This window comes from Martelella alba (assembly GCF_005217455.1).
Classification (GTDB): Bacteria; Pseudomonadota; Gammaproteobacteria; order Enterobacterales; family Enterobacteriaceae; genus Acerihabitans.
In genome coordinates, this window is the sequence record NZ_SZPQ01000032.1 from 1 (window position 1) to 13,120 (window position 13,120).

The 13,120-nt window shown below is 59.6% G+C and carries 6 protein-coding genes; 1 reads left to right on the forward strand and 5 read right to left on the reverse strand.

Annotated elements, in window-relative coordinates; all coding sequences use genetic code 11:
• On the reverse strand, positions 1-342 hold a 342-nt coding region (gene tnpA / locus FCN80_RS18835), incomplete at its 3' end, for an IS66-like element accessory protein TnpA (protein ID WP_136991719.1).
• A gap of 68 nt (positions 343-410) precedes the next feature.
• Here tnpA and FCN80_RS27465 point away from each other — a divergent pair.
• Positions 411-563 carry a SymE family type I addiction module toxin gene (locus tag FCN80_RS27465; protein WP_373880348.1) on the forward strand — a complete coding sequence of 51 codons (153 nt, stop codon included), beginning with the start codon at positions 411-413 and terminating at the stop codon, positions 561-563.
• Positions 564-656: 93 nt separating this feature from the next.
• Here FCN80_RS27465 and FCN80_RS18845 read toward each other — a convergent pair whose 3' ends face one another.
• The 4 genes from FCN80_RS18845 to FCN80_RS18860 form a co-directional block, all read right to left on the reverse strand.
• The gene (locus tag FCN80_RS18845; protein ID WP_136991721.1) at positions 657-995 is read right to left on the reverse strand and encodes a hypothetical protein; all 339 of its coding nucleotides are present in this window, start codon (positions 993-995) and stop codon (positions 657-659) included.
• Complete coding sequence (locus FCN80_RS18850; protein ID WP_136991723.1) at positions 992-1,942, reverse strand: VENN motif pre-toxin domain-containing protein; 951 nt, start codon at positions 1,940-1,942, stop codon at positions 992-994. Before FCN80_RS18850 ends, FCN80_RS18845 begins: the two co-directional genes overlap by 4 nt.
• Positions 1,943-1,981: 39 nt before the next feature.
• Positions 1,982-10,447 carry a hemagglutinin repeat-containing protein gene (locus FCN80_RS18855; protein ID WP_136991725.1) on the reverse strand — a complete coding sequence of 2,822 codons (8,466 nt, stop codon included), beginning with the start codon at positions 10,445-10,447 and terminating at the stop codon, positions 1,982-1,984.
• A gap of 214 nt (positions 10,448-10,661) precedes the next feature.
• Complete coding sequence (locus FCN80_RS18860) at positions 10,662-12,365, reverse strand: ShlB/FhaC/HecB family hemolysin secretion/activation protein (RefSeq protein ID WP_136991726.1); 1,704 nt, start codon at positions 12,363-12,365, stop codon at positions 10,662-10,664.
• Between the last annotated feature and the right edge of the window lie 755 nt (positions 12,366-13,120).

Consider the following 13,120-nt stretch of genomic DNA (forward strand, 5'->3'; position numbering starts at 1 on the left):
CCGTCCTCGGGAGAATGTGATTTCACAGGAACAGAAGGGCTCCAGTGGAGGTCTCTGCGGGGCAGCAGGCATACCGGTATTTTCGGTGATATGGACAGGTAAAAGCGTGGGGGCGGCCGGGGTGTGGTCGGCTTTGGGCTGACGGCGGGTAACCCGTCCTTCGCTCTGGAACAGGCGTATCCATTTGAACAGGATATTGTTATTCACGTTGTGGCGGCGAGCGACCTCGGCAACGGATACGCCTGGCTGCAGTGCAAGCTGAACCAGTTTTAGCTTCAGTTCTGGAGAGTAGACCTGGCGAGGTGCTGAACGCCAGTCTGTCTTGGTCTGAAAAGTTTCCATGATAGATGTCCGTCTGATACAGATGGACACCAAGGATATCTAACGGTTTCGTTTGGAAACAGACGGCGCTGGGCACACGCTTACTAACCAGCTATTACAGTCGTCACCTCGGTTTGTACCTTAAGGGGGATGGGCTGGGCGAAGCCGGATTTGATACCGGCCAGCCGGTACGGGTGATGGTGGAGCCGGGGCGATTGGTGATATTGCCGGAAGCGGGTTAATAGGCTGGTCTGTTAGATAACATCCCGGCTTAGAAGGCCGGGATGTTACTGTTAATATTTAACAACCCCGGCGTGATTAGCCGGGGGAATAATCTAATAAAAATCAGGATCTATAAGACCTTCAGTTTTAAGGATCTCAAGGAACTTTTGATAAGCGGCTTCGTCATACTCCCGAAGATCATCTAACAAATTTTCTTCAATGAGTGCTTTATGGTAAATCCCTGAGTAATAATATATAAAGCCTTCAGGTATAGATGGGTCGATAAACTCAACTTTTTCAGCAAGTTTACCTGTGATCCTGTAAGTGCCCAATCCACCATTACCTTTTGGCATACCCAGTAACATTGTCTCTGTACAAGTTTTATCGACAGATAAAACCCAATACATACCAAAAATATGAACAACATTTCCCCATTCATCTTTAATCTTCATCTGATGTTATCCTTAATTGATTCAATCACATCAGACGGATTAGACGTGGTTCGCTGGGGAGTAACAATTTTCATGTCATAGGCTTTACCAGTAATAGAGTTGTGCTGATAATGGATTTCGATATTAGAACCGTTTGGCAATTTATGTGAGGCTGTCATTTTCTCAAATCCAGAAGATTGAGGGAAACGAGGATCACTATTTAAATTGAAGCCCATTTCAGAGAATTTTTTACCATCAGCCGGACTTTCTTTCACCTGATTCCACAAAATTTGCTCATTCAGATCCCGTGGCTGAGTAAACTGCTTGCCCGGCTTCGCCGTCGAGATCTTTTCCGCCGCCCTAACGATCTGCTTATTCGTGAAGGCCGTTGCCGTTTTACCAACGACTGTCAGCGCCCTTTCCGCCGGGACAGTCGATAACAGCGCCAGTGCATAATCCTTGGCTTCTTCTGCCGTCAGCACCGCCATTACCGTATCAGATACCGGCGTATTTGACAGTATCGCTTTAACGATATCCGCGCCTTCGGGTAGGTCGCCTTTGACCATCCGGGTCAGATCCGCCTGCACCTGTTCTGGCGACAGGTTGTTATCTTGGGCATACTTGGCGTAGGAGGTGACCGAGCTACCCAGGTCGGCCAACCCTTTGGGCATGGATTCCGGGCTCAGGAAGTTATTCTCCACCGCATTCTTCCCTGCTTGCGCACCCGCCAGCGCATCTCCTGCGCCCTGGCCCACCACTGCTCCGGACAATCCCGCCGCCAGTGTGCTCAACGCGCTGATCCGCTGCTTTTGTCCCTCCGGCAGCGCGCTTCCCTCCATTCCAGGATGGAGGGCGGACGTCAGCGCCTTGGCCGTTAACTCCCCGCCCAACGCTCCCACGCCTCCCGATAGCGCGCTATATCCCTGCATCTTCGCCAGCAGTGCCCCCGCCGCCGCGTGCCCGCCCAAACGCCATCCTTCCCGCTCCCCGCTGAGTGCCTTTATCCCTTACGCCACGTATGGCGACGCCGCTCCCGCCAAGGCCTGCCCGATATTGCCTCCCGCCAGCCCCTGCGCAAAACCGTTCAACGCCGTCAAGGCCCGGGCATGGCTACCGCCTACGCCCATTCCCGTGGCCGCATAAGCCTGATTATACGCGTTATCCCAAATTCGCTGCTGAATGTCCGCATTCGTTGGCGTTTCGTTTAGCCCCTTCTCCCGCCGCAACGTTTCACGCGCTGCCGTACGCTCCCGCTCCCCCGCGTTGGCCGCCACCTGATGGGCGCTCTTGGTCGCGCTGACAGCCGCCGCCGTGCTGGCGATATCAATAACTTGCGCGCCTATCTCCGCCACCAGCGACACTTGCTGCAACCGCTGCCGCTCCTGCGTTTTATCGAACAGCGGATCCAAGGTCTTATGGGCGCGCGCCACGTCGCGGCTCAATCCGGCAATGGACTGCCGCGGGTCCTGGGGCTGGCTGATAAGCAGATCGCCGGGGCTGAACACCGCCTGGGTCATATTGCTTCTGCCGCCCGAACGGTTGACGCCCGCCAGCAGCCCACCGGTCAGATTGCCCATGAACTGCTCGCCCACCGGCCCACCGCTACTCATGCCGACGCTTTGCTGCTCAACATGGTATCGTGTCTGGTTGCAAATATCGATAAACCCCAGCGTACCGGTTTTAAGCCGGTTTCTCTTCGCCATCGCGTTACTGGCGATGGCCGCCCCGTCCAACTGAGTATGGCCGGCCACTTGCACATCCACGCCGCCCCGGCCGGCGAACAGGCCGGTCTGCTCGCGCACGGCGCTGTAACGGCTATTTTGCCTGGACCGGTTGACGCTAACACTGCCCGAACCGGTCATCGAGCCAAAAGTGAATTGGCCACTGGCGCTGATATTCAGCTGTTTGGCATCATAGTCATCACTGTCTTGTCGACTTTGCATCAGCAGGTTACGGCCGATATCGGCCGTAACCGTCTCGCCGCTGACCTGCGCGCCGGCCAACAGCGCATCGCGGCCGCTGGTGAGCGCCACCTGCCTCCCCGCCGTCAGCAGGCTATCGGCATGAAAGGCGCCTTCGCCCAACTCGCCGCCCTCGCCTTTGTTAATGCCGGCAAAGATGCTGAAACCAAAACCGCCCTGACCCACACCGATGCCGACACCCACTACCCCGCTCCGGCTACTGTTGCTCCCTTCAAGTTTTTCCCGGTTCAGGGCGGAAATGAGCTGTATATCCCGTCGGGCATTAAGGCGGATATCGCCGCCGGCCCGCAATTCCCCGGCCTGTATCGCGATATCTCCCGCGCCATTCCGCCCGCCGGCGGCGGCCATGGTGAGGTTGCCGCCGCTGGAAAGCGTGCTGCCCTGGGACTGATATTGTTCGCACCGTTGATCCGCATGTGAGCTCTGGCTGCCCAGGGACAGACTGGCCCCGATGGCGTTGGTGTTTTGCGGTGAGTCGCCCTGCGCCGCCGACAACGCCCCCGCTCCCACGGCCTGCACGCCGCTCAGCACGGCCTTGATACGTTGTAAAGTCGCCAGCCGTGGGTTATCGTCGCTTTCGGCCTGTTGGATATTTTGCGCCAGGTTATTTATCGCGCCGCCCACCGTACCGGAAAGCGCCAGCGTTAAGCCGCTGCGTTTATATGCGGATTCCTGCTTCTCGACGATGTGGTTTTCCACGGATGAAACATCGATCTCCGCGCCAATGACATGAAGATCGCCGCCGGCTACAATGTCACTGCCGGCAATATTAATCCGATCGCCGGCCTCCAGGCGGGTTAAGCCCCGTTCGCTGCCCGCCATAACGCCTGCATGGCGTCGGACGTAAAGACTGTCGTCACGTTGCTGGCTCTCATTACCAAGAGAGATATCGATAACGCCACTGTCCATCAGTCCTGATTTCTGCGCTTGGCGGGAATGACTCTCCCGATGGATTTCCTCCACGGCGGTTAACGTCAGTTGCCTCCCGGCGGAAAGGAGGACGTCCTGCGTTCCGGCGATAACGCCACCCTTCGCCAGGATGTCCCGTCCGGCCGATAATCTTATTGAATCACCGGTAAGCCGGGAACCCATTGCGCGGGTACTGTACACTTCGTCACAAGATTGCTCGGCGCTGAATGACATCAGATTCTTGCCGGTAACGCTGGCGGCGCCATTTTTGATGATTTCGCGATTCAGCGCCGAGAATAAGCGGATATCCCGTACCGCCTGCAAAGTCATGTCCCGATCGGTCCGCACATTGGCGCCATGCAGGCTGATATGGCCGTTTTGCCGGCCGGTGGCGGTGATGGCGATGTTACCGCCGCCGGCTAGCGTACTGCCCTGGGCCTGATAGCGCTCATGATGCTGAAGGGTGCGGCTCTTTTGGCTGTCATAGGTTAGGCTCATACCCGGTATGGGATTGTTGTGCGGCGCTACGCTTTGCCAGGTGGCCAGCGACCTGGCCGCCTCCGCTTTGGCCCCTTGATAAGCGTCTTTGACGCGATACAAACCGGACAAACGGCCGTTATCGGTTTTCCCTGTTTGCTGGAGATTTTTCACTGAATTTTTGACGGCGTTGCCTAACACATCAGAGAACTTCAAGGTCAAGCCACTGCGTTTATACTCCCTTGCATGCTGTTCGATAACGCTGTTTTCCGCTGCGCTGAGCGACACCTCGGCGCCGCTCAAGGCAATTTCTCCCCCGGCGACCACATCGCTGCCATGGACGACGAGCGTGTCGCCGGCCCGCAGCCGGACACTGCCCTGCTCGCTCCCGGCCAGGGTGCCGCGATGCTGCTGGAGTGTGAGTTGATCGTCGGTCTTCAGGCTTTCCTTGCCCAGCGAAGCCCCTATGCCGCCGCTGCCCATTAATCCCGAGTTTTTTTCCTGCCGGGAATGGGACACGTGATGACGTTCCAGCGCCGTGGTAAGGGTCAGCCGGTTGCCGGCCGTCAGTTCGATATCGCCAACGCCGGCAATGGCGCCCCCCTCCGCCATCAGGTCACGTCCGGCGGACAGGCGCAATGTATCGCCGCCAAGCAGCGGCCCCTGAGCCTGATAAGCATGGACTTCGTCATGGGTTTCCAAGGAAATGGCGGATACCCAACCGCGGCTGGTCTGCTTGCCGTGTTCGATAACATGGCTTTCGGTTCGACCTGCCGATAAGGCGATATTTCGGCCCGCTTGCAGGTCCAGATGCCCCTCGGACTCGATGGCCGCCGCACGGGCGTTGATATCCCGGCCGGCCGACAAAGCGACGACTCCGCCGCCGATATGGCTGCCCTCTTCGCGCTGTTGGTCGGATAAACGGTAATTGTCAGCGTCCCAGTAAGCTTTTTCCCGTTTAACGGTAGACAGTGTGCCCAGATTGATGTCCCGACCCGCCGCCAGGACGGTGCGGCTTTGCCCGCCGCCATTGGCGATAGTGACGGCGGTCAAGTCGATATCATTGAGAGCGGCCAAAGATAGCTCGCCGTCTTTGTTATGCACATAAATGCCCGCGTTCCGATCGCGCCACTGATTTTCGCCATCGCCCCGCACCGTGGATTGCACGCGGATATCCCGGCCGGCGGTGAGCGTTATGTTATCTTCAGCGGCGATGGCGCCGCCAGTCTGCTTGATATCCCGCTGGGCGGACAGGCGTATCTCCCTGGCGGCCAAGGACCCGCTGGATGTTATGGCCCCGGCGCCCAAAACCAGTTGCCCCTCGGCCTTTGCCGCGCCGCTGTTGGCCAGTTGACCGTCCACCGTCAGCCGGATATCCCGGCCGGACAACAATGCCCCGTCGCCGGTAAGGTCTCCGTCCCGGGCGCGAACATACAGCTGCGGTACCAGGACCTGCTGGGTGCCGCCGTCAGGCAGCGCCACCTCCCGGTTGACCAGCCACACCATGTCGCTGGTCAGCAACGCCATCTGGTGGGGGCTGAGCATCACCCCAGGCGTCAGATGAAACGCCTCGGCATGTCGCAGACCGGCATTCATCAGTGCCTTGAACTGATCGGATTCGTTGCGGTGGCCTTCGAGCAAATGCCGGCCGGTGAGCTGCATCATCTGCTCGCGCACCAGACGCTGCTCATAGTAACCGTCGCCGAGGCGTTTATGCGCCACCGACGGCGTGAAAGGCAATTTATCCTGCATATAATCCAGCCCGATCCACTGCTTATAACGGGTGTAACGCGGGCAGGTTTCCACCAGATAGCCAATGGCCGGCCTGGGATGCAGCTTGAACAGACTGCTGTGGGGCGGCGCGGTCTCTATGGCCATTGTCTTTACCCTCGATGTCCAGGCATGGCCGGGAATGTCCATCGCGGGGATGGGATGTGCGTAAACCTGGCCGGCCCACAGCGCCAGCGGCAGTTGCCGCCACTGTTTGCGCTGTTCTTCCGTCGCGGGCGGCTGGAGTGGCGCAAGGGAGGATGGGGCCGGCTTTGCGCGCCGGCCGAACGGAACGCGCGACGTCGCGGCGGCGGTTTGATTTTCATCCCCGGCGTTATGTCGCCAGACCATAGTCTGCAGCGACAGGGTCTCGCTTACGGGGAGGGGCCGATAAACAGTACGGTCTTTCCCTTGTGAGGTTTTGGTTTTGCCTAACCTATTTTTCTTTTTTTTATCGTACCAGTGCCATTGATAGCCGCGATCCTTGATCACTCGTTGACCCTGGGTGGTTTCGTTGCGCAAGTCGCCGATGTGACCGAGCAGTTCGCCGCCGGCGACAATCTGGCTATCATGGTTGAGCAAGCGCCTGGCGTTCAATGTCATCGTTCCGCCGGCCAGGATTCGGCCCGGACGGCTTTTGTCGATAGCATCTTCGGTAATCAGGCGGGTGTAGCGGTATTCATAAAATTTCTGGCTGGCGCTGCCATCGGGCATGATGGCGTCGCGGACGCCGTATTTGTCTTTCCTGCGGGTATTGATGTCACGCCAGGCATAGCGGGTGGTTTGTCCGTTAAGCACCCCCTCGTGGCGTCGCTCGTGCCGGGTGGTTTTCGTCAAGGTCAGGCCGCCGTTGGTGTTGGCGATGTCATCGGCGTCAATGACCAAATCGCCGCCGGCGTCAATGACCGCGTCATGGTTGTTCACGCCGCCGACGCGGCCGACGGCGTGTCCCTGCGCGTCCAGGCCGCCGCCCAACGCCAGATGTCCTTCGCTGGCAATAAGACCGCCGTCGCGATTGTCGAGACGGCCGGCGCCGATGTCCAGCCGCTGGCGGGCGGCAATCACCGGCGCGCAACCCTCTTGAGCATGGTTATCCAACCTGTCGGCCCGCAAGGCAAGGTGATCGCCATATAGGCGGCCGGTGGCGGTATTCAACAAGGTCGCGGCTTCCAGCCGGCCCTGATCGGCATCAATAAGCCCGCGATTGTGTAATTGGCCGCGCAGCGTCAGGCGCAGCGTGCCGTGATTTTCCAGTGGACCATCCAGGGACAGGCGCAACGTTTCCGCTTCCAGCGCCGCCGCCGGCGCGTTGTGGAATGTCGCGGCATTGACGTCGGCTTCGCCCAGGCGCAGCGCGCCCTGATTGTCGAAACTCCCCGACAGGGCGACTTGCAGGGTTCGGGCTTGAAAGCGCGCTCCGGCGGCGTTGGCCAGCGATGCGGCTTCAATTTGGCCGTCGTGGGCATGCAGCGTCCCGTTATTGCAAAAGGCGCCGGGCAGGCGGACGCGCAGCCGCGCCGTGTGAATTTCCGCTCCGGCGGCGTTGGCCCACGCGGCGGCGTCGAGGCGGGTATTACCCAACGACAGATGACCCTGATTAACAAGCTCCCCGGACAAGGTCAGTTGCGTTGCATCCGTCTGTAGCGTCGCCGTCCCGGCATTTTCCAGGGATTGCGCGACGATCCGCACGGCGTCGGCCCGGATTTGACCGCAATTGCGCAAGGCCCCCGGCAGCGCGGCGCGCCATTCGCCGGCCCGTATGCGCGCGCCCGCGTCATTATCCAGGGCGTGAGCGGAAAGTGCCAGCGCCTGGCCGGCCGACAGCAGACCCATGTTAGTCAGTGGACCGGTGGCGGACAACGTAAGCCCGTCCTTGGCCCGCATTTCGCCGGTGTGGTGGAGCGCCCCGCGCAGCGTAACGGCCAGGCGGCCCAGCGAAATCACTTGTCCTTCCCCCGTCAGACCAGTCAGGATCAATTCGGCGCGATCGCCGGCAGCAATAATGCGGCCTTGGCGATTGGCCAACTCGCCGGCATCCAATGCCAAATGGCCACCAATGTGGATCAGGCCCGAGGTATTGTCGACGTGCCCGGCCTCGGGGGAAGACCCGTTAAACTCAGCCAGGGCGTCATCGGCCGACGCGCCTGCCTTGCGACGAAACAGCCATTGCGCGTGGCCGACGGTTTGGATATCACCGCCACGATTGTCCAGCGCGCCGCTTTGACAATGAAAATCGCTCCCCTGGACATGTATTTTGCCCTGGGGATTATGCAACAGCCGTGTGTCGACGACGGTTTGGCCGGCGGCCAGGATCCGGCCCCCGGAATTGTCCACGATGCCGGCGCTCACGCGCAAAGGGCCGCTGGCGTCAATCAGGCCCCCGGCGTTATTGAGATGCCGGGTGCTGTTTAAGGCCACGTCGCCGGCGCCGATTATCCGTCCGCCGGCATTGTTCACGGCCGGCGCATGGCAGTCGACGCGCCCGCCGGCTTGCAATAGGCCTGCGCGATTATCCAGGCAGACGGCGATAACCTTGCCGTCGCCATCCGTAAGCATCTGGCCGTCCGAGTTGTCGATATGGTAGGTCATAGCGACAATGTCGCCCCTGGCCTGCATCCTGCCGTCGTTATTCACCATCCGGCCGGTGTTGATGTCCAGCGCGGCCCCGCTATCAATCACGCCGCCGGTATTATCGATTACGCCTTGCGAGGGCGCGGGCCGCCGGCGGTGATTGCGCTCAACGCAAGATGCCGTTGCATCATGCCGGTCGAGGGCGTCATGAACCCGCAAGGCCAGCGGCCCTGTGCCGGTCTGCCGTAGCGAGCCGCGCCGGTTGCTCAGCCGCGAAGTCTTTATCGTCATAGCGCCGGCGCTCAGACGCCCTTCGTCGTTATCCACCCCGGCCGGCGCATGGACAATCAGCCGGTCGGCGCAAACCTGGGCGCCGCGCAGGCTGAGCGCGCCGCCAGCGTCCAGGACCAGCACGGGCGACGTGGTCCGCCCGCCGGATAAATCCAGCGTTGCGCCGCTTAGTGAAATCTCCCCGCCGGCGTCGTTTTCCCCTTGCAGGCGGATGTCGCCGTGGGCCGCCATTCGCAAGGCGCTGCTTCTGACGCCGCGCCGCCGGCCATCCAGGCCGGCCTGCCAGCGGCTTTGACCGCCGCTGCGCACGCCGGCCGCCGCCGCCAAGATATCGCCTTTGGCCGCCACATGGCCGTCGTTGAGTAATCTCCCGTGTTCGCCTTTGACGGTCAAATGCATATTGTCATGGGACGCCATCCGGCCGGTATTTCGCATCTCCCCATCGACCGTCAGTTCCATCTTGGCAAGGCTTAACATGTCGCCGAGATTCTCCAGGCGGCCTTCAGCGGTCAAGGTCAGTTCCCCGGCCATGGCGCCGATACGCCCGGCATTGCGTACCCCAAGCCCGTGCTCGTTGCCTTTCATGTGTATTTTGTGGGCGTACATGCCGCCCAGCGCCGCCACATCCAGGGCGTACTCGGGCGATGCGCCGTCGTCTGGTTTTTTCTCCAGGATGGCGCCATGCCGATCGGTGATATTGCGTCCGGTGACGATGGTCAGGCGCCGGGCATGGACATCGGCGTTGACCCGCACCGCGCGGGCGATCAATGTGGCATGATCACTATTGAGATTGGCGGCGCCCGCAAAGATAATTTCGCCCCGTTCCACATCAAACCCACTTAGCCGGCCGTCTTGCACGAGAGCCTGGCCGGCGGCCAGCGTGGCATTGTGGGCATTGATGAAGCCGCAGCCGTCGCAAGAGATGCCGGCGGGATTGGCGATAATGACTTCCGCGCCGCGGCCGGCCACTTCAATCCAGCCATCAAGGTGGCTGGCGTGGGGAGAATTGACCTCGTTGAGGATCATGCTGGCCTCGCCGCTCCCCGCCAGCCAGGGATTGCCGTCCACATAGCCGGCCAGTTGGGTTGATGCGGCCTGGACGCTGTTATTTAGAATCACCCCGGCCGGCTCCACGTCAAATTGCCGGTAGGTGTTATGGGAAAGGCCGTGTTCGTTGTGGGCCTGGATATCGATTTGCGCGATACCGTTGGCGGTGTGGGTTATCGCTGGCTGATGGTCGCCCGGCGCAGCGGGGTCGGCGTCAAAACCGGCATGGGCGCGAAAAGCGACGCCGCCGGCCAGCAGCAGGGCAAAACGCAGCGCGGTAAGGCGCCATTTCGGACCCGCCGCCGACAAGGGTTCCGGCGTCCCTCTTATTGGGCCGACTCGTCGGCCGGCGCCGGCGATATCGGAGACCGCCATTGGCATGCCGCGCGCGTTATTGAAAATGACGCGATAGCGATGTTTATTCATAGCACTCAGGTGTCCTTACCGTTCTCGCGCCACACCCCGGCGCCGGGATATCGCCGCCCTGGCGGATCAATAGCCTATCCCAGTAGGCGTTATCACTGGCGCAGCCAGTTTGGACACGGACAGCGCGGAAATCGGCATGTACACGGGATACGTGAGGATGCCGGGCGCGACCCGGAACCAAAAAGGCAAGTGAATAGTCCTCATGGAATAGGCGCTAATGCTGCCAGGCAAGGTTGAAACCCAAGATCATGGCATCGGTTCGCAAGCCGTCCGGTTTTGAAAAAGGCGCGCCGGCGAATAAGTCATACTTGACCCCAGCGGCCGACCAGGCGCCGCGCAAACCACTGGCGCCGCCCGCCAGACGGCGGCCAGTGGTTCTTTCCCCAAGCGCGCCATGCATCTCGCCGTAATCGACGGCCAGATACCACTCCTGATCCGGTACCGGCGTACGCCAGGCGATGTCATTACGTATCATCCAGCCGTCATCGGCGCTGAGGGTGCGCTCGCCGTCAAAGCCGCGTACCGTCCAGCGGTTGCCGATGGCGAATTGTTCCGAAGGCATCAGCCGGTTGTGGCTCAATTGGTGGCGGTAATGCGCCTGATAGCGAAAACGCGCCTGGCCGAGGGTAAACGGCGCGTTAAGCGAAGCGGACCAGCGGGTGGCTTTACCCAGGACGGGGCATTGCCCAACGGGTTTCAAGCTATTTGGCCGGGCGCCGAACCAGCGGGTGCCCTGCTGATAGCTGACATCGGTGTCCAGCGTGGCCCGGCCGATATGGCGGCGGTGGGCCAGTCCGGCGCGCCAGGCGCTGATTTGCCGCGGCGGGCTACTTAACCGCGCGCCATTGAAACGAATTCGGGCGGTGTGCGTCATGATATCGTAGGACAAAGCGGTTTTATGGGCGGCGCCGCGGTGTATCACCCGCTTCGCCTGGAGGGAAAGGTTGCCCACCTCGTTCTGGTAGCGATGAGACGGGTAAACCGCGTTGACGGGCCTGCCGGTATTTTGACCATAGCCATAACGATTGCCGTTGACGCTGAACAACCAGTAGCCCCAGGGCAGCGAATAGTGAAAACCGGCGGCTTTGTAATATTTCATCCCCGCAAAGCCTGTATCGCGGCCGAGCGTCACATAAAACAGATCGCTTAGGGAAAAAGGATTATCCAGGGCCAGCATGATGCCGGCGTGATAACGCCCGGAAGCGCGGGTGCCGCTGTCATCTAACCAGGTACCCAGGCGCCAGCGGCGCGGTTGTGTGCGATTGATGAAGATAATACTCTCGCCGGGTCGCTCGCCGGGCACCAGTTCCACGCTGGCCTCGGACGATGGCAGCCGTTGCAGGTTCTCCAGCCCTTGTTCGATATCCCGCAAATCCAGCACATCGCCAGGCCCGATCGGCAGGCTGTTGAACAAGGCGGCGCGGCCCGCGCCGTCGCCGTTCAATTGCACGGCGGCGACTCTGCCGGGCAAGATGAGCAGCCGCAGGCGCCCCTCGCGCAGGTCCTGGTCCGGCGCCAGCACTCGGGTGGTTATCCAGCCATGATCAATCAAGCGGTTTTGCAACGCGCCCATCAGCTTGTCGATACCCCGCACGCCCAGGCATCGTCCGCGCGCCTGGCTTAACAGGTCATCCAACCGCAGCCAGCGGGGAAAGGCGTCGGCGCCTTCCAGGACGATATGATTTATGCGCCGGCACGGCGTTTCTTCGGGAAACGACAATGCGCCCTTGTTTCTCGGCTTGGAAAGGTGAACATCCGGCATAGCGGGCGTCAACCGCCGTTCACGGGCCTCTTGCTGCTCCCGCCAATGGCGCTGCTGGCTGTCCGCCGTGCTGGCGCGGACGTCGGGAATGGCGATGACACCGACGAACGACGCCCATAAAAAACAATACCTTCCTATGGATAAAACAGTATTCATCCATGAATCCCCTGGGCATATAAGCAAAATGGTAAAGGGATAAATATGACGGGTATCCCTCTTGCGCCATAAACTCGTTATACTTCACGCTGCTTCTTTACAGGCTGCGCTCACTCACCCCGGTCATCGTGTTGGCCATGCGCCAGGGGCGATAAAAGACGCCCGGTTTCTCAGCCCGCCATTGGCGTTTTAAATTCATTCCCGACGAACGTGCCGTTCGCTTGCCGCCGCGATGCAGCGCGACATATTTTAGAGTAATACGTATTCCGGCCAAGGCACGTTGGTCTGTTTTATTTGACTGTTGTGTTTTCCGTCACGATGCGATTTAAATTATTCGATGTAAACATATTGGCTATATTTTTATTGGCATCTTCGCCAAAACAATGCAGCATAAATAATGCTGTAGTTTATGTAACAACCAATACGCAACAATCAATATGTAACAATCAATATGTAACAACCCTTATGCGACATCGATTCCAGCGTTATTTCTCTTGATGACCGGGTTAAATCATTAACGAGGCATATTCTGTCTATTATCAACAACACGGCCCCTCACTGAAAGCCGCCGACCGGAGGTCGCCTGACGACTCAAATTTATTCCCAACGAATTCGTTGCATTGCTTGTCGTCTCAATGCAACTGGGAACATTCACCGTTTGACTAGACTAGTGCTTTGTTAGCGCAATAACACTGTCGGTATTGAATGATCATCCTGCATCCTTCAAAAACAAATGTTATAATTGCATTTAAGAA